The following is a 17,047-nucleotide window of genomic DNA, read 5'->3' as shown; positions in this document are numbered from 1 at the left end:
CTGTAACTACTCGCTTCATGACCGTTGACGACGTCGTCGCTTGCCATAGACCGTGTCGTGCCCATCGGACAAGTTAGAGTGTCGGCGCCCTCGTACCTCCCGCTTCTCGGCCGGCAGATCGGGCACGCCTTATGTTTATTCGGCAGCACAAACTCAGCTATGTAGCGGATTTGCTCTGTCTCGGTCTTGTCGGGACGCGGATGGGATGTCCGCGCCACATCCGGGGTGGTTCGGTTTTGATCCATTCCCGGATTTCCTTGACGATGACGGGCCCGGGCCGCTCCGGGAAAACGGGCTTGGGAGCAAATGCCTCGTGTGGAATATCGATTCGGTCGCTCAAGAACCAGCTCCTAGTTGCAAATTTACCACGTCCCGCCCGGATCCTTACGAATCTCTAATGAAACCGTGCTTTTGACCGTTGATAACGCCTGTTAAACTGCCCGATACCTAACGAACGTGAGTGTTTTCAATGGGATGGAAGTTGTGATCCGTGACGGCCTTCGGTAAACTGGTCCGCACGACGGCGTTTCGGCTGACGCTGGTCTATCTGTTTTTGTTTGCGCTGTTTGCGGCGTCGCTGCTCGGCTATTTCGCCTGGAATACGCGACGGTTGATCAACGAGCAGATCACCGCCACGGTGACCGCCGAAACCGGCGAGCTCGTCGACATCTATACGCGCCGCGGCTTGCGCATACTCGTCCCGACGCTTGAGAACCGGGCGCTGCGGCCGGGCGCCAATCTCTATCTCGTCACCACGCCTGAAGGGAAAGCGATCGGCGGCAATGTCGGCGCGCTGGCGCCGGGCGTGATGGCCTCGACCGGCTGGTCCGAGACCGCCTATCGCCGGCTCGACGAGCAGGACACGGCGCATCACCGCGCGCTGGTGCGCGTCACCGAACTCACCAACGGTTTTCGTCTCTTGGTCGGCCGCGACCTGGAGGAGCGCCGCCGGCTGTTCGGCATCGTCGCCAACGCCGCGCAATGGTCGCTGCTGGTCGTCATCGTGCTCGGCATCGGCGGTGGCATCTTCGTGGCGCGGCGGGTGCTGCAGCGGATCGATGCCATGACCGGCACCACAAGGCGCATCATGGCGGGCGACCTCTCGGGGCGGCTGCCAGTCGGGCGCTCCGGCGACGAGCTCGACCGTCTCGCGGAAAACCTCAATGCCATGCTGGAGCGCATCGAGGCCCTGATGATGGGGCTGAAGGAAGTCTCCGACAACATCGCCCATGACCTCAAGACGCCGTTAACGCGCTTGCGCAACCGTGCCGAGGAGGCGCTGGCGAGTTCGGGCAGCGAGGCCGAATACCGCGCAGCGCTGGAGCGGACCATCGAGGAATCCGACGGTCTGATCTGCACTTTCAACGCGCTGTTGATGATCGCGCGCGCCGAGTCCGGGCAGGCGCGCGGCAACATGGATGATTTCGACGCGGCCGACGTCGCCAGGGGAATCCACGAATTGTATGAGCCACTGGCCGAGGACGACGGTATGACGCTTCGCGTCAAGGCCGCAACTGCGCGGCTGCATGGCAACCGCGAACTGATCAGCCAGGCACTTGCCAATCTGGTCGAGAACGCCATCAAGTACGGCAAGCCGTCGCCGGTGGTGCAGCCGCTGGACCCTGTCGCCGCGGCGCGCACCCGGGAGATCCTGATCGAGGCGCGGCGCGAAGGCGACCACGTGCTGCTCAGCGTCACCGATCATGGACCGGGCATTCCCGAAGGCGATCGCAAGCACGCGGTCGAGCGATTCGTGCGGCTTGAGGCGAGCCGCACGCTGCCGGGTTCCGGCCTCGGGCTCAGCCTGGCGTCCGCGGTGGCGACCTTGCATGGCGGCGAACTCAGGCTCGGCGATTCCCGTCCCGGCCTGACCGCGACGCTGGTCGTCCCGGCGCTATCTGCCGCGGGCAACAGGCTTGCGGCTCAAACGCAGGATGTGCCACAGAAGGTGGCATGAATTCCTCCGCCTTGGCCGCGCGGTTCGTCAGCGGGCCGCATGTCGCAGCCAGCAGTAACGCCGAACAACGCCTGGGAGACTGGCTCGCCGAACTGGAGCCGGAGCAATCGGCTGAGATCAAGGCGTGGCTGGATCACCCGCTAGCCAGGACCATCCTGCTTGGCATCGCCGAGTTCTCGCCATACCTGTTCGACCTGATCCGGGCTGACGCCGCTCGGCTGCTGCGTTTGCTGGCATGCGACCCGGAACCATATCTCACCTCGCTGATCGAAAAAGGCACGCGCGACGTACTCGCTGCCGCGGGCGAGGCCGACGTGATGCATCTGCTTCGCCGCATGAAGGCGGAGGCCGCGTTGTTGATCGCGCTGTGCGATATCGGCGGGGTCTGGCCGGTGATGCGGGTGACCGCGGCGCTGACCGATCTTGCAACCGTGTCCGTGCAGACGGCCCTGCGCTTCCTGCTACGTCAGGAGGTCACGCGCGGCCGCATGACCGCGCTCAATCATGACCGGCCGGAGGAGGACAGCGGATTGATCGTGCTCGCGATGGGCAAGATGGGCGCGGGCGAATTGAACTACTCCAGCGACATCGACCTGATCGTGTTTTTCGATCCCGCCCGCACCTCGCTGGTCGCAGACATCGAGCCGGCGCCGTTCTTCGTGCGGGTGACACAGGCGCTCGCCCGCCTGCTGCAGCAACGCTCCGGCGAGGGTTACGTGTTCCGCGTCGATCTGCGCCTGCGACCCGATCCGGCCTCGACGCAGGTGGCGATCTCGACCGAGGCGGCGCTGCACTATTACGAGCGGGAAGGGCGGACCTGGGAACGCGCCGCGATGATCAAGGCGCGCGTTTGCGCCGGCGACGCCAAAGCCGGCGAGGCGCTGATCGCGGAACTGTCGCCGTTCGTCTGGCGCAAGCATCTGGATTTTGCCGCGCTCGCCGACGTCCACGACATGAAGCGGCAGATGCAGACCTATCGCGGCCAGAGCGAGATCGCGGTCGAAGGTCATAACGTCAAGGTCGGCCGCGGCGGCATCCGCGAGATCGAGTTTTTCGCGCAGACGCAACAGCTCATTGCCGGCGGCCGCCATCCGCAACTGCGGGTGCGTCCCACGCTGCATGCGTTGCAGGTGCTGGCGACCAGCAACTGGATCAGCTTTCAGGCGCACGACGAGTTGACCGCGGCCTATGAGTTCCTGCGCCGCGTCGAGCACCGGCTGCAGATGATCTCGGATGAGCAGACCCATGCACTGCCCGAGGATGCCGAGGCCGTGGAGCGCTTTGCAAACTTCTTCGGCTACGAGAGCCGGCCGGCCTTTGCGAAGGACTTGCTCGGCCATCTCAACGTCGTGCAGGGACATTACGGCAAGCTGTTCGAGGGCGATCCGACCGGCACGGTGAAGCTGCCACAGCTCAATTATGCCGGCGGGCCCGAGGATGCGCGTCTGCTCGATCACCTGACGATGCTCGGCTTCAAGAAGCCGGTCGCGGTGGCTGGCACCCTGCAGCACTGGATGCAGGGCAACTATCGCGCGCTCCGCAACGAGGCGACCAAGGCAGCCTTCGTCGAATTCGTGCCCGGCCTGATCCACGGTCTCGCGCATGCCGAAGACCCCGACGACGCCGTGACCACGTTCGATCGCTTTCTCGGCGCATTGCAGCGCGGCGGCCGGCTGATTTCACTGTTGAGCCAGAACCGCGACCTAGTCGCGCTGGTGGCCTTGATCCTCGGCGCCGCGCCGCGGCTCGGCGACATGCTGGCGCGCCAGCCGCAGATCATGGACGGCTTGATCGATCCCCGGTTCTTCGGCGCGATGCCGGACCGGAAGGAATTGTCGGCGCGGCTGGCGGCGACGCTGAAGGACGCGGACTCTTACGAAGATTTCCTCGATCGCCTGCGGCTGTTCGGGCAGGAGAGCCTGTTTTTGATCGGCACGCGGATCCTGTCCGGCACGGTTTCCGCCCAGCACGCCGGCGTCGCCTTTGCCGACGTCGCCGAGGGCATTGTACATACCGTGCACGGGCTGGTGAGAGACCAGTTCGCGACCCAGTACGGCCGCATCAAGGGACAGGAGACCGCGATCCTCGCGATGGGCCGGCTCGGCAGCCGCGAGATGACGGCATCTTCCGATCTCGACCTGATCCTGTTGTATGATTTCGACACGGACAATCCCGATTCCGACGGCGAACGATCGCTGCACGGCGCGCAATATTTTACGCGGCTGACCCAGCGGCTGATCTCGGCGTTTACGACGCGGACCAATTACGGCGTACTCTATGACGTCGATATGCGGCTGCGGCCGTCGGGCCGCGCCGGGCCGCTGGCGTCGCGGATCGATTCCTTTTCCGATTATCAGGAACGCGAAGCCTGGACCTGGGAGCACATGGCGCTGACGCGGGCGCGCGTGATCTCGGCTTCACCGGCGTTTCGGAAGGAGATCGAGGACGCAATCCGCAGCGTGCTGACGCGGCCGCGCGATGCGGCCTCGACCGCCGGCGACGTCGCGGACATGCGCCGGGCGATTGCGCTGGAGAAGGGCGAGGACGACATCTGGAACCTCAAGCAGGCCGCCGGCGGCCTGGTCGACATCGATTTCATCGCGCAGTATCTGCAGCTCGTTCACGCCTCGGAAAAGCCCGAGATCCTCAGCGTTTCCACGCTGCAAGTGCTTGACAACGCCGCACGCCTCGGCGTGCTGCCGCCATCCGACGCCGAGATTTTGCGTTCGGCGGCGCGGCTCTATCACGACCTGACGCAGATCCTCAGGCTTTGCGTCACCGGCAAATTCAAGCCGGAGAATTCGGGAGAGAGCCTCTTGCGCGTCATGGCGCGCGCCGGCGACACGCCGGATTTCTCGACGCTGGAAGCGCGCCTGCGCGAGACGCAAGGCGAGGTAAGGCGGGTGTTTCAGGCGCTTGTCGGCGGCGGTGGTTAGAGGGTTGTCCGAGACTGGCCCCGTCCATCTCTGCGCAAAAGCTCCGCTGTTATCGCTGCCCTTGCGGTGCAATTGCGACTGCGGGGCGACGGCGGTCGGTCCTGGCACTCATTTGTTCCGGCGGGCGGAACACCCACGGCCGTTCCGAATTGTCCCGGGATCGGGAGGCGCTGGTATGCATACCGAAATCGACATCTTCGACAAACCCATCGGGCGCATCAGAAAAATGTGTGAGCTGATGGGCTTGGGTGCCGAATTCGACCGCAAGCTCCCGGAACTCGAAACCTATCTTGAAGGGCTAGTGGCCGAAGGCGAAACCAGCGAGGAACGACTGACCGTGAGCGGTCTGACCTTCGTCAAGCAGGCACAACAGGGATCTGCGTAGGCGCAGGCAAAGCGGCGCTAGGAAATTTCGTCCGGAAGCCTCCAAGCCGGATCCGGCGCGCAATACTCTTCCCTGATTTCCTTCACGTGATAGCGGGCCGGCAGAACCGGTCCGCCTGCTTTCTCGGCAGCGGGAGGATCGGAAATCAGGGAATAGTCGAGGGCTTGCTTCCAGACCTCTGCCTCCGTCGGCAGGCCAGGGCCGATCTGCCTTTCGTCGGCGAACAGCGCGTAGGGCACGAGCCTCTCCCCAATCAAAACCCCGCCAGCTATCTAAGATAACTGACGGGGCTTTTGAGCTGATAATTCTGGTGGATTTCTCCTTCCTGAACTACCTGCTCACTCCTGCAACGTCTGACGATGGTTATCGTTCCCAACCTTTTTGGTTGCGGGTGAAAATGGCGCCCTGCCGATCGACGGCCCTTCCTGATTTTTGATGGGGAACGGTGCGGCAATGGCGGCTTCCGGAAGTCCGCCTCATTCGCGTGGAACTGTTGCCGCTTTTTCCTGCTTGAGATCGGCATCTTCACCCTGGAGCGGGACGGCCCATGCGCAAACTACTATTTGGCATCGCACTCACACTACCAATCGCTTTCATGTCCCCGGCAACGGCGATGCCCCGCGGCTACCCGTTGATCCACGACTCTCTGGTCAAGGGAGATCTGATCGAAGTAAAGGGCGGGCACGGCCGCGGGCATGGTTGGGGCCGCGGCCACGGTTACCGTCCGTTTGGTTGGAGCCGCGGCCGAAAAGTCGGTTGGCGCGGCCGTGGCTGCCCGCCCGGTCACTGGAAAAAGGGCTGGTGCTGAAACCGGACGGCCAGCCACTTTCCCTCTAGGGCGGCTACAAGGCCCGTGCCGCGTTGCCCTTGAACAGGATTGGGCCGGTTGGTCGTCCGATGGGTGAGCCGCCTTCCGGCTCCAGCGTGATCTCGAACAGTTGATCCTGCGCGGTTTCCGGCAGCGACTCCAGGTTGAGCTGCAGCGTGCGCGACTGACCGGTGAGGCCGATCGACTTCGGGCCGATCGCGCGATCCCACAAGGTCCAAACCTGCAGCGTTCGGCCGGGAGGAACCTCGATCGGCCGCAACGGTATCAACTCGACCCGGCCGTTCGAAAAGGCGTTGACGATGGCGCCGGCCTCTTTGGTCGTGTCGTTCACCAGCACGGCGACGTAAATCGGCTTGCGCTGGGCGAGCGCGATCATGTCATGACGAAGCTGGCGCGACGTCGCCAACGCACCGATCATGATTGTCGCAAAAAACAGTGCGGCGAAGGCGCCGCCGATACCGAGGCCGCGCCAGAACCGGATGTTGTCCCACAGTGTGGCGCCGCGCAGCGCGGCGCGTGCGGAGGGCAGGGCGTCGATCGGCGCGATTCTGGTTGCATCCACGATGCGCTGCCAAAGCGCCGGGCTCGGTGGAGTTTCCTCGGCACTGAGATCGAGGTCCGCAAGCCGTTCCCGCCACGCGCTGACAGCCTGAGCAAACGATCGGTCGGTCGCGATGCGTCGTTCGGCGGCGGCGTGCTCTGCACCGTCAAGGAGGCCCATCACGTAATCGGCGGCCATGGCGTTATCGGCGTCGTGCGGGTTCATCCCATGCACTCCTGCAACGCAAAGAGGCTACGCCGTACCCAGCTCTTGACCGTGCCGAGCGGAACCTTGAGCCGTCCCGCCAATTCGCCGTGGCTCATACCGTGAACATAGGCGAGCACCACGACGTCGCGACGGGGGCGGTCGATCTGCTCGAGACACCGGCGCAGCGCGCTGGTCTCCGGCATCCGTGACAGAGTGGCCTCGCAGTCGACATCCGCGACGCTTTCATCTGATGCTTCGTAGCGGTGCTCATCGCGATGAATACTGAGGGCACGGTTGCGCACCACCGCATAGAGCCAGCCCCGCGCGCTGCCGCGGCGCGGATCGAAGCCGGCCGCGCCGCGCCAGATCCGGATAAAGGCGTCGTGCACCGCCTCTTCCGCTAGGTCCTGCCGAAACAGGATGCGGCGCGCGATGCCGACCATGCGCGGCGCCTCGCTGTCGTAGATCACGCGCAACGCGGTGCGGTCGCCGGCCGCGCAGCGCGCCAGGGCCGCGGCAAGCAGCGCCTCGCGCTCCCCATCGAACAGGGCAGGAGCCTGCAGGTTGGCGGTGCTGGTGCCATTTCCAGTCATGTCTATGCCCTTGCATAGTTGTTCTACCTTGAGATGCGGCATTTGGATGCATGTGCCGAAAATAATTTTCAGTGTGCTGCATCCGTTTCGCCGCGCCGCCGGTACCCGCTGTGTTGGTCCCGAGAGGATCATAGCAACACAGGGAGCTCACCAATGAATTATCGTTCGATTTTCGCCGCTTCGGCCGCACTATTGCTGTCATCCGCAGCCGCCAACGCCGCGCAGGTCGCAGCCCTGATGGGCGGCGACACCATTGCGATGGTCGATACCGCGCAGAAGAAGGCGACCGGGTCGGTCAAGGTTACCGGCATTTCCGGTGCGCTGGTCGGCATCGACGTACGTCCGGCTGACGGCATGCTCTATGGACTGGTCGACGATGGCACCATTGTGACCATTGCGATGGACGGCAAGGCCACGACGAAATCCAAACTTGACACCATGCTCGCCAAGGGCGTAGCCGCGACGGTCGATTTCAACCCGGTGGCGGATCGCCTGCGCGTGATGGGCGCGGACGGAATGAACCTGCGGGCGAATGTCGATGACGGCAAGGTGACCAAGGACGGCGATCACAAGTTTGCCGATAGTGACATGCACAAGGGCGAAAAGCCGAATATCGTCGCCGGCGCCTATATCAATTCGGTGAAGGGCGCAAAGGAGACGGCATTGTTCAACATCGACGGCACCATCGGCGGATTGATCAAGCAGGCACCGCCGAATGACGGCGTGCTCGGCGCGATTGGCAAGCTCGGGATCAAGGCGGATACCGTCGCGTTTGACATCTGGTCCGACGGTAACGGCAAGAACGAAGCCTGGCTGATGGCGGGCGGCACGCTCTACAGCATCGACCTCGCGACCGGAAAGGCGACCGAGGCTGCAAAGATCGCCGGCGTCAGCGGCACGGTGCAGGATATCGCGATCATGGGAATGTAGGAGATTCTTGAAGGACGATGAACGTAGGTTGGCGCGAAGCTCACTTCTCCCTCGCCCCGCTCTTGCGGGGGCGAGACGAGCGAAGCTCGCTCTTGGAGGGGCCCTGACCGGATGCATACCGTCCAACTCGGCAATGCGGCGGTCAATCTCACTGATCACGCGCTTCGAGAACGGCCCGAGGTGCAGGTACAGCGCCATCAGCATCACAATGTAACGCAGCGCGCCTGGATTGGTCTTAGCGACTTCGACGAAGGTCTTCCAGAACGGCTCGCGAACCTCCGGTAGTGTCCGCATGATCTTGTGTAAGCTGTCGATGCCGCCAAGCCTCTTGCGCATGTCGCCATCTGGCAGGTCGCGGCGGCGGTCGGAGCGGTCGAGCATGACGGCAAGCCGTGACAGCCGTCCCGCGTATGCCGTCGGGCAAAAAACGTGCTCGAGCACTGCCTTGTAATCCACAAGGATGTCACGAAGCGGACGCTTGGTGTCGAAATTGCATCCGAGCGTACATTGGTCGCCCGCCTGCTCGACATTCATGAGGTCATGGCCGTTGTGCAGGCGGCCTTCCTTGGCCAGCCGTCGCGTCAGCTGTGTGCCAGGCAGCGCATAGAGTAGTCCAACCATGCAGACTGGAATGTTCGTCTCCTCGATGAAGTCGATCATCGCCTGTCCCATCGAAACTTTCTCGGTATCGAACCCGACGATGAAGCCGGCGGTGATGAACATGCCGTAGCCGTAAATCTTGTGGACGCACTCGGCGATGTTGCGCCTGGTGTTCTGCTTCTTCTTCATCTGCACGAGCGCCTCTGGATCCGGGCTCTCGATGCCGACAAAAATAGCAAAGAAGTTTGCGTCCTTCATCGCCTGCAACAGATCGTCGTCGTCCGCGATGTTGATCGAGGCTTCGGTCGAGAACTCGAACGGATAGTCGTGCTCTTGCAGCCAGGCTTTGAGCCGCGGCAGTAGCGTGCGAAGGTTTTTCTTGTTGCCGATGAAATTGTCGTCGACGAAATCGACATGCCCGCGATAACCGTGATCGTAGAGCGCTTGCAACTCGGTGAGAATCTGATCGTTGGTCTTGGTGCGCGGCACGCGACCATATAGCTCGATAATATCGCAGAACTCGCAGGTGAATGGGCAGCCACGCGAATATTGCACGCCGATGAAGAGATAGTGATCGAACTTGATCAGATCGTAGCGGGGCATCGGGCTTAGCGTGACGTCGATCTTGAATTTCTCGGCGATGAACACGCCCTTGCGCTCGCCTCTTTCCCAGGCGGCGATGAAGTGCTGGATGACTTGCTCGGCCTCGCCGATCACCTGGAAGTCCGCGTCCGCGTAAAGATGCGGGCTGGAGGACACGTCAGGTCCACCGACGCATACTGGCTTGCCGTGCAGATGGGCGAGATCGATCAGGTAGATGAAATCAGGCTGCTGGTTGAGCATACCGCCGATCATCACGAGATCGGCCCAGTCGAGGTCCGCGTCCGTCAAAGGTTCGGTGTTACGGTTGACGAGACGGATGTCCCAATGCTTCGGCAGCATGGCGGCGACCGTGATCAGGCCGAGTGGCGCGGCCGGATACTTCGCGCCGACCAGTTCGCAGGCTTCCGTATAGTTCCAGAACGAGTTCGGAATGAACTTCGGATAGACCATTAGGACACGGCAGAGAATCGTCATGTGCCTCCCCGTAGGTTTGGGGGAGGGTGTCACGCAGTTTGTCGGGACTCAAGGGGTCGGTTCTTCCGAAAAGTTCCATTGCAGGAAGTGATCGGCCGACCTATTCGATCACCTCGACGCGTGTCAGCAAGGTCGGTGGAATGTCGAGTCGGCGTCGTCCTTCAGCCGGCCGTCTGCGCGCGCGCCCAGGCTGCCCGCTCGAAGTCGATCATAAAGTCGCGCGTGATCGGCACCGCATCACGTTTGGTCGACAGCAGAATTTGAAACACCATGTGAGAGCCATGCAGGAATTCGAGTTCGACGGCAGCAAGATAGAATTCCCACATCCGGCAGAACCGCTCGTCGTAGATCGCAGCAGCCCGGGCTCTATTTTTGGCGAAGCGCTCGCGCCAGTGTTTCACCGTGTAATAATAATGTAATCGCAGCACTTCTATGTCGTTGCACCACAGACCGCAGCGCTCCGTGGCAGCGAAGGTCTCGGATAGCGCCGGCACATAGGCGCCAGGAAAGATGTATTTGCGGATGAAGGGGCCGGTGGTGCCGGGCTGCGACATCCGGCCGATGCAATGGATGAAGGCATAGCCGTCAGGCGCCAGGAGCTCGCGGATTTTCAGGAAATATTCATCAAAATGACCGATGCCGACATGTTCCATCATGCCGACCGAAACCACTCGGTCGAACTGGCCGGTGAGTTGGCGATAGTCCAACTCGCGAAACGAGACGCGATTGGAGACGCCGGCGGCCTCGGCATGATCTCGTGCTGCCCTGATCTGCTCGGGCGAAACATTAACCGCGGTGACGTGGGCGCCTGTTTCGCGCGCCAGATGAATGGCGAAGCCGCCCCAGCCGGAGCCAATCTCGGCGACCGTCATGCCGGGCTTTAATTGGAGCTTGCTGGTGGCGTGAATCAGCTTGTTGCGCTGCGCCTGTTCGAGCGTTTCATGTTCGGGGTCTCGAAAATATGCGCAGGAATATTGCATCTGATCGTCAAGGAACAGGCGGTAAAGCTCGGTCGAGATGTCGTAGTGGTGGCGCGCATGAGCGGCGGCAAGCCCGATCGGATTGGCCTGTTGCCAGCGGCGCAGTCCGCGCCACACCCGCCGCATCAGCTTTTGTGAGCCGTACGAATAAAGCCCGGCACGGTTGACCGAGAACAGCAGCAGAAAATCATGGATTGCGGCACCGTCCTCCAGCGTCAGACTGCCGTCCATATAGGCTTCGGCGGCGTATAGCTCTGGATTGATGAACAGCTTGGTGTAGAGCCTGCGATCGTGGAGGTGGATGGCGACGTCGGGCCCGGGCAGGCGTTCGCCGAAAACATGGACCTTCCCCTCGGCATCGCGGACTCGCAGGATGCCCTGGCGGACGAAGCGTCGAAGCAGATTAGACAACAAACGCACGTTGCCGTCCTCCGTGGTCGCTGCACGTCTCTTTAGCAATGTATTCGAAGAAGTCACACGGCGCCAAACGAAATAGGGCTGAACGATCTCATGGAATCTCCGTCCGTTTCGGTTCCAGGTTGTGTGAAAACACCGCATTATTGCGCAACGTGGGCTCTCAACGGACCTCGGGTCGCGTCTAGCTGGCTCGGTCATTTCACGCGCTTCATTGGATATGCGATGTTTTCCCGTCAATGACTATCGTGAAGGCGGCGGTTGAAGCGCTGGATCGTGAGAGCTTTTGGGCTAACAACGGAGGTCACAAGCGGATATCGGTATGTACCGCTCTTGCGATATGAGCGGTCTTATCCTTCTCTCTTTGCCATCTTCTTGAGCGTTGCAATTTGCCGGAAGAAGTCTCTTTTTGGCTGTGCAGGGCTGCCAAGCACTTTCGCACCCGCATCCACATCCGAAATGACGCCCGCCCGCGCCCCGATCTCCGCGCCTTGACCGATCCGAAGATGTCCGGCCATAGCCGCCTGCCCTCCGACGCGAACGAAATCTTCAAGCACGGTTGAACCCGAAATACCGACCTGTGCGACGATGACACAACACCGGCCGAGGATAACATTGTGGCCGATCTGGACGAGGTTATCCAAACGGGAGCCGGCGCCGATCACCGTGTCTCGCGATGATCCTCGATCAATTGTGCTATTCGCACCCACTTCGACGTCGTCTTCAAGAATGGCTCGCCCAAGCTGGGGAACAGAGAGAAATCCATCGGTGGTGGAGGCGAATCCAAACCCTTCCTGTCCGATCCGGGCGCCGGGGTAGACGTAAACACGTGCTCCCAGAAGCGCATGGCTTAGACTCGCATGTGCGCCAATCCGGCAATCCCAACCGACAATCACGCCGCTGCCGATAACCGCGCAAGGACCGATCCGACAGCCTGTTCCTATCTCCGCTCCGGCCTCAATCACGGACAGCGGCCCAATCTCCGCAGACGGATCGACGCGCGCCCCCTCTGCGACAATTGCGGACGGATGGATGCCGGGAGAAACTGGAGGCACTGGAAAGAAGAGTGCGGCAACGCGGGCCCATGCCGCGTAGGGTTCGGTGGTCCGGATCGCCACTGTCCCAGCAGGCACTCGCGCTGCCATATCAGGATGCACAATCACAGCACCGGCCGATGTCTGATCGAGTGCCGACGCATAACGTCGATTATCCAGAAAACTCACTTCATTCGAGCCAGCCGTTTGCAAGGGGGCCACACCTTCGAGGAGCAGTTCGAGTTCATCCGCAACCCCGCGTGCCGTACTCGCAACAACTGCAAGCGAATATGGCCCACTTCGGCGAAAGAACCTTGCGTTGCCCAAAGTTGCTTCAACCATCTGCGTTCCCAGCTGGCGAACCGGTTCAGCTAACGTTACCCTTTTTGACTGGTGCCACAGAGCTATCGGCGTGTTGACACAGATCAAAGGCGTCAGGCGCCCTTATAGGGCGCAAAGCGCGCGCCGCCCAGGGGCGGCTCGCCTGCCGTCCCCTGCCACCTCTGGCAGCGCCCGCCTCGTATGATCGAGTAAGCCGCCGCAGCGTTCAGCGGGTGAATGACCGCCGCGTGCTCAATGGCATCTTTTGGCTTCTGCGTTCGCGTGCACCGTGGCGCGATCTGCCAGAGAGCTATGGGGTCGCTGCCTACGCCTTTTTCAGCGTCTCGAGCGCGTCGCGGACATTGGGATCGAGCCCGGTCCCGCCATTGTCCAGATGGGCGAAGATCGCCTTGCGCATCCGCGGGTCCCAGAACTTCTTGATGTGATCGGCGATCCCTGGCACGGCCCTGTCGCGGCCCTGGCTCTGAAAGAATTTGCCGATCTGATTGGCCATGTAGATCAAACGGTCAGGCGACATGGGCGGCTCCGGCAACGCCAGTATGTTGTGCAACCGCAATCCGCTGTGGATGCGTGAAGATCTCAAATCCATCCGCACGTGCGATGGCGGCGAGCGTGATACCGGCGGCACCCGCGAGGCGAACGGCAAGCGCGGTCGGTGCCGACACCGCGACCATCAGCGGGGCGCCGATCGCGGCGGTCTTCTGCACCATCTCGACTGAGACGCGGCTGGTCAGCAGCACTATGCCGACGGCGGCCGGAATGGCAGCCTGCGCCAGCACGCCGGCGAGCTTGTCGAGCGCGTTGTGGCGGCCGACGTCCTCCCGCAACGCCACGAGGCCGTGCGCTGGCGTCCAGAATGCCGCCGCATGCACCGCGCGGGTCTGGATGTTGATCTGCTGCAATAGGGTAATGCTCGTCATGGCGGCCATGATCTCGGATGGCGAGAAGATACGCCCCTCCGGCACGATCGGGGCTGGGCGGACGGCTTCCGCAATCGACTCGACGCCGCAAATGCCGCAACCGGTCGGGCCCGCGATATGCCGCCGCCGCTTGTTGACCAACTCGGCGCTGGATGGTTTCAGCCACATCCGAACTTCGATGCCGTCATCGAGTTCCACGATGTCGAGCGTCTCGATCTCGTCTGACGACTGCACGATGCCTTCGTTGAGGCTGAAGCCGATGGCAAAGTCCTGCAAATCCTGCGGCGTGCCCATCATGACGGCATAGGTGCCGCCATTGTAGGTGAGGGCGATGGCCGTCTCCTCCGGGATCAGGCGCGCGCCTTTGCCGAGTTGACCGTTGCGCCAGATCTGGCGATCGGCGGTGTAGACCGGATCGTGCATGCCTTACTCCGCTGCTTCCGCAGGCAGGATGCGGCGGGAGTGGCGGGCCTGCCCGTCATAGGCCTTCTGCCAGTCGGACGGTCCGTTCGACGGCGAGATCTGTACGGCCGTGACCTTGTATTCCGGACAGTTGGTGGCCCAGTCCGAAAAGTCGGTGGTGATCACGTTGGCCTGGGTGTCCGGGTGGTGGAAGGTGGTGTAGACCACGCCCGGCGCCACGCGATCGGTGATCTCCGCGCGCAGGGTGGTTTCACCGGCGCGGCTCGCCAGCCGCACCCAGTCGCCGTCGCGCACGCCGCGCTGCTCGGCGTCGTGCGGATGGATTTCGAGCCGGTCCTCGGCATGCCAGACCACATTATCGGTGCGGCGGGTCTGCGCGCCGACATTGTACTGGCTGAGGATGCGGCCCGTCGTCAGCAGCAGCGGAAAGCGCGGCCCGGTGCGTTCGTCGGTCGGGACATATTCTGTGATGACGAACTTGCCCTTGCCGCGCACGAAACCGTCGATATGCATCACCGGCGTGCCTTCCGGCGCGTTCTCGTTGCAGGGCCACTGCACCGAGCCGAGCTCTTCGAGCCTGGCGTAAGAGACGCCGGCAAAGGTCGGCGTCAGCGCCGCGATCTCATCCATGATCTGTGACGGATGATCGTAGTGCATGTGGTAGCCCATCGCCTTGGCGAGGCCGATCGTGACTTCCCAGTCGGCAAGTCCGTTGCGGGGCGTCATCACCTTGCGCACGCGTTGGATGCGGCGCTCGGCGTTGGTGAAGGTGCCGTCCTTTTCCAGGAAGGTCGAGCCCGGCAGGAACACATGGGCGTAGTTCGCGGTCTCGTTGAGGAAGAGGTCATGCACGATGACGCATTCCATCGACGATAGCGCCGCCACCACGTGCTTGGTGTTGGGGTCGGACTGCAGGATGTCTTCGCCCTGCACATAGAGGCCCATGAAGGTACCTTCGATCGCGGCGTCGAACATGTTGGGAATGCGTAAGCCCGGCTCGGGATTGAGCTTGACGTTCCACATCGCCTCAAACTGGTCGCGTACGGCCCCGCCCGAGATATGGCGATAGCCGGGCAGCTCGTGCGGGAACGAGCCCATGTCGCAGGAGCCCTGGACGTTATTTTGGCCGCGCAGCGGATTCACGCCGACGCCGGGGCGGCCGATATTGCCGGTCGCCATCGCGAGGTTGGCGATCGCAATCACGGTGGTCGAGCCCTGGCTGTGCTCGGTGACGCCGAGGCCGTAATAGATCGCGCCATTGCCGCCGGTGGCGAACAGCCGGGCTGCTTCGCGCAGCACCTTCGGATCGACACCGGTCATGATCGCGGTAGCTTCGGGGCTGTTCTTCGACAGCGCCACGAACGCGGCCCATTCCTCGAACTCGCTCCAGTCGCAGCGCTCGCGCACGAAGGTTTCATCGACGAGTCCTTCGGTAACGATGACATGCGCCAGCGCCGTCAGCACGGCAACGTTGGTTCCGGGCATCAGCGGCAGATGCAACGCCTTGAGGTGAGGGGCCTCCACCATCTCGGTGCGGCGCGGATCGACCACGATCAGCTTGGCGCCCTGGCGCAGCCGCTTCTTCAGCCGCGAGGCGAACACCGGGTGTGCGGAGGCCGGATTGGCGCCGATCACCATGACGACGTCGGTATGCTCGACGGAGTCAAAATCCTGCGTGCCGGCCGAGGTGCCGAACGTCGTCGAAAGGCCGTAACCGGTCGGCGAGTGGCAGACGCGGGCGCAGGTATCGACATTGTTGTTGCCAAAGCCGCCGCGGATCAGTTTCTGCACCAGGTAGGTTTCTTCATTGGTGCAGCGGGAGGAGGTGATGCCGCCGACGGCGTCGCGGCCATACTTATTCTGTATGCCCTTGAATTTCGCCGCGGCGAAGCTGAATGCCTCGTCCCACGAGACCTCGCGCCAGGGATCCTCGATCCGCTCGCGGATCATCGGTTTGAGGATGCGCTCCTTGTGTGTGGTATAGCCCCAGGCGAAGCGTCCCTTGACGCAGGAGTGGCCGCGATTGGCCTTGCCGTCTTTGTAGGGCACCATGCGCACGACTTCCTCGCCGCGCATCTCCGCTTTGAAGGCACAGCCGACGCCGCAATAAGCGCACGTGGTCACCACGGAACGCTCGGGCTGGCCGATCTCGATGACGGATTTTTCCGTCAGTGTGGCGGTCGGGCAGGCCTGCACGCAGGCACCGCAAGAGACGCATTCCGAGCCGAGGAAGCTTTCGCTCATGCCGGGCGAGACACGGCTGTCGAATCCGCGGCCGGCGATCGTTAGCGCGAACGTGCCCTGGACTTCCTCGCAGGCGCGGACGCAGCGCGAGCAGACGATGCATTTCGAGGGATCGTAGGTGAAATAGGGATTGGATTCGTCTTTCGGCATCCAATGGTCATTGGGGCAACCGTCCGACTTGGCGAACACGTGGTTCTCGCCCTCATAGCCGTAGCGCACGTCGCGTAAGCCGACCGCGCCCGCCATATCCTGCAATTCACAATCGCCGTTGGCGGCGCAGGTCAGAACAGTCCAGCGGGTGGTCGGAGATGTACAACTCCATCACGCCCTTGCGCAGCTTCTTCAGGCGCTCGGTCTGGGTGTGCACGACCAGGCCGTTCATCACGGGCGTGGTGCAGGAGGCCGGCGTGCCGGCGCGGCCCTCGATCTCGATCAGGCAGAGACGGCAGGAGCCGAAGGCGTCGACCATGTCGGTGGCGCAGAGTTTTGGGATCTCGCGTGCCGGCTTCCATCGCCGCGCGCATGATCGAGGTGCCCTCGGGCACCGTGACGCTTTGCCCATCGATGGTGAGGGTGACCATCGTCTCGGATTTGGAGCGAGGTGTTCCGAAGTCGACTTCCTGGATCAGCGACAT

The 17,047-nt window shown here is 62.5% G+C and carries 11 protein-coding genes and 3 pseudogenes; 5 read left to right on the top strand and 9 right to left on the bottom strand.

Annotated elements, in window-relative coordinates; translation table 11 throughout:
• Positions 1-490 precede the first annotated feature (490 nt).
• The 3 genes from ACFXS9_RS03405 to ACFXS9_RS03395 all read left to right on the top strand — a co-directional run bounded on the left by ACFXS9_RS03405 (position 491) and on the right by ACFXS9_RS03395 (position 5,278).
• Positions 491-1,957: a sensor histidine kinase gene (locus ACFXS9_RS03405; RefSeq protein WP_392685183.1), complete on the top strand. Its 1,467-nt coding sequence runs from the start codon at positions 491-493 to the stop codon at positions 1,955-1,957.
• The gene (locus ACFXS9_RS03400) at positions 1,954-4,893 is read left to right on the top strand and encodes a bifunctional [glutamine synthetase] adenylyltransferase/[glutamine synthetase]-adenylyl-L-tyrosine phosphorylase (RefSeq protein ID WP_392685179.1); all 2,940 of its coding nucleotides are present in this window, start codon (positions 1,954-1,956) and stop codon (positions 4,891-4,893) included. Before ACFXS9_RS03405 ends, ACFXS9_RS03400 begins: the two co-directional genes overlap by 4 nt.
• Positions 4,894-5,068: 175 nt before the next feature.
• The gene (locus ACFXS9_RS03395) at positions 5,069-5,278 is read left to right on the top strand and encodes a hypothetical protein (protein WP_392685176.1); all 210 of its coding nucleotides are present in this window, start codon (positions 5,069-5,071) and stop codon (positions 5,276-5,278) included.
• A 17-nt stretch (positions 5,279-5,295) separates the two neighbouring features.
• Here the strand turns inward: ACFXS9_RS03395 and ACFXS9_RS03390 are convergent, their stop codons facing one another.
• From ACFXS9_RS03390 to ACFXS9_RS03380, 3 genes are all read right to left on the bottom strand, one after another.
• Positions 5,296-5,517, bottom strand: coding sequence for a hypothetical protein (locus tag ACFXS9_RS03390; RefSeq protein ID WP_392685174.1), 222 nt, complete (start codon positions 5,515-5,517; stop codon positions 5,296-5,298).
• Between the two features lie 603 nt (positions 5,518-6,120).
• Entirely contained in the window at positions 6,121-6,873 is a 753-nt protein-coding gene (locus ACFXS9_RS03385) for an anti-sigma factor domain-containing protein (protein WP_392685171.1), read from the bottom strand.
• On the bottom strand, positions 6,870-7,490 hold the full coding sequence (locus tag ACFXS9_RS03380; RefSeq protein ID WP_392685168.1) for a sigma-70 family RNA polymerase sigma factor: 621 nt from the start codon (positions 7,488-7,490) through the stop codon (positions 6,870-6,872). The genes ACFXS9_RS03385 and ACFXS9_RS03380 overlap by 4 nt, the downstream gene beginning before the upstream one ends.
• A 111-nt stretch (positions 7,491-7,601) precedes the next feature.
• Between ACFXS9_RS03380 and ACFXS9_RS03375 the strand changes: the two genes are divergently transcribed.
• Positions 7,602-8,378: a DUF4394 domain-containing protein gene (locus ACFXS9_RS03375; RefSeq protein WP_392687229.1), complete on the top strand. Its 777-nt coding sequence runs from the start codon at positions 7,602-7,604 to the stop codon at positions 8,376-8,378.
• A 120-nt stretch (positions 8,379-8,498) separates the two neighbouring features.
• On the opposite strand, the pseudogene ACFXS9_RS03370 reads toward ACFXS9_RS03375, so the two are convergent.
• The 3 genes and pseudogenes from ACFXS9_RS03370 to lpxD all read right to left on the bottom strand — a co-directional run.
• Positions 8,499-10,055, bottom strand: a pseudogene (locus ACFXS9_RS03370) (B12-binding domain-containing radical SAM protein); the annotation flags it as partial.
• Between the two features lie 161 nt (positions 10,056-10,216).
• Positions 10,217-11,455: a class I SAM-dependent methyltransferase gene (locus ACFXS9_RS03365; RefSeq protein WP_392685165.1), complete on the bottom strand. Its 1,239-nt coding sequence runs from the start codon at positions 11,453-11,455 to the stop codon at positions 10,217-10,219.
• A gap of 344 nt (positions 11,456-11,799) precedes the next feature.
• A complete protein-coding gene (gene lpxD / locus ACFXS9_RS03360; RefSeq protein WP_392685162.1) occupies positions 11,800-12,825 on the bottom strand; it encodes a UDP-3-O-(3-hydroxymyristoyl)glucosamine N-acyltransferase in 1,026 nt (341 codons plus the stop codon).
• Positions 12,826-13,022: 197 nt separating this feature from the next.
• On the opposite strand from lpxD, the pseudogene ACFXS9_RS03355 reads away from it, so the two are divergent.
• A pseudogene (locus tag ACFXS9_RS03355) lies at positions 13,023-13,121 on the top strand (transposase); the annotation flags it as partial.
• An 8-nt stretch (positions 13,122-13,129) separates the two neighbouring features.
• Here ACFXS9_RS03355 and ACFXS9_RS03350 read toward each other — a convergent pair.
• The 3 genes and pseudogenes from ACFXS9_RS03350 to fdhF form a co-directional block, all read right to left on the bottom strand.
• Positions 13,130-13,342, bottom strand: coding sequence for a formate dehydrogenase subunit delta (locus ACFXS9_RS03350; protein WP_392685159.1), 213 nt, complete (start codon positions 13,340-13,342; stop codon positions 13,130-13,132).
• Positions 13,332-14,168: a formate dehydrogenase accessory sulfurtransferase FdhD gene (gene fdhD, locus ACFXS9_RS03345; RefSeq protein WP_392685156.1), complete on the bottom strand. Its 837-nt coding sequence runs from the start codon at positions 14,166-14,168 to the stop codon at positions 13,332-13,334. The genes ACFXS9_RS03350 and fdhD overlap by 11 nt, the downstream gene beginning before the upstream one ends.
• Positions 14,169-14,171: 3 nt before the next feature.
• Positions 14,172-17,047: pseudogene (gene fdhF / locus ACFXS9_RS03340) on the bottom strand (formate dehydrogenase subunit alpha).

The organism is Bradyrhizobium sp. RDI18, assembly GCF_043203335.1.
GTDB classification, from domain to species: Bacteria; Pseudomonadota; Alphaproteobacteria; order Rhizobiales; family Xanthobacteraceae; genus Bradyrhizobium; species Bradyrhizobium retamae.
The sequence above is the reverse complement of the archived record's forward strand: the minus strand, read 5'-3'. Positions and strand labels throughout refer to the sequence as shown.

Excerpts from the sequence above, each read along its gene's own strand:
- ACFXS9_RS03395 (WP_392685176.1), top strand. The coding sequence starts at position 5,069 with ATGCATACCGAAATCGACATCTTCGACAAACCCATCGGGCGCATCAGA.
- ACFXS9_RS03350 (WP_392685159.1), bottom strand. The coding sequence starts at position 13,342 with ATGTCGCCTGACCGTTTGATCTACATGGCCAATCAGATCGGCAAATTC.
- lpxD (WP_392685162.1), bottom strand. The coding sequence starts at position 12,825 with ATGGTTGAAGCAACTTTGGGCAACGCAAGGTTCTTTCGCCGAAGTGGG.
- ACFXS9_RS03375 (WP_392687229.1), top strand. The coding sequence starts at position 7,602 with ATGAATTATCGTTCGATTTTCGCCGCTTCGGCCGCACTATTGCTGTCA.
- ACFXS9_RS03385 (WP_392685171.1), bottom strand. The coding sequence starts at position 6,873 with ATGAACCCGCACGACGCCGATAACGCCATGGCCGCCGATTACGTGATG.
- fdhD (WP_392685156.1), bottom strand. The coding sequence starts at position 14,168 with ATGCACGATCCGGTCTACACCGCCGATCGCCAGATCTGGCGCAACGGT.
- ACFXS9_RS03400 (WP_392685179.1), top strand. The coding sequence starts at position 1,954 with ATGAATTCCTCCGCCTTGGCCGCGCGGTTCGTCAGCGGGCCGCATGTC.
- ACFXS9_RS03380 (WP_392685168.1), bottom strand. The coding sequence starts at position 7,490 with ATGCCGCATCTCAAGGTAGAACAACTATGCAAGGGCATAGACATGACT.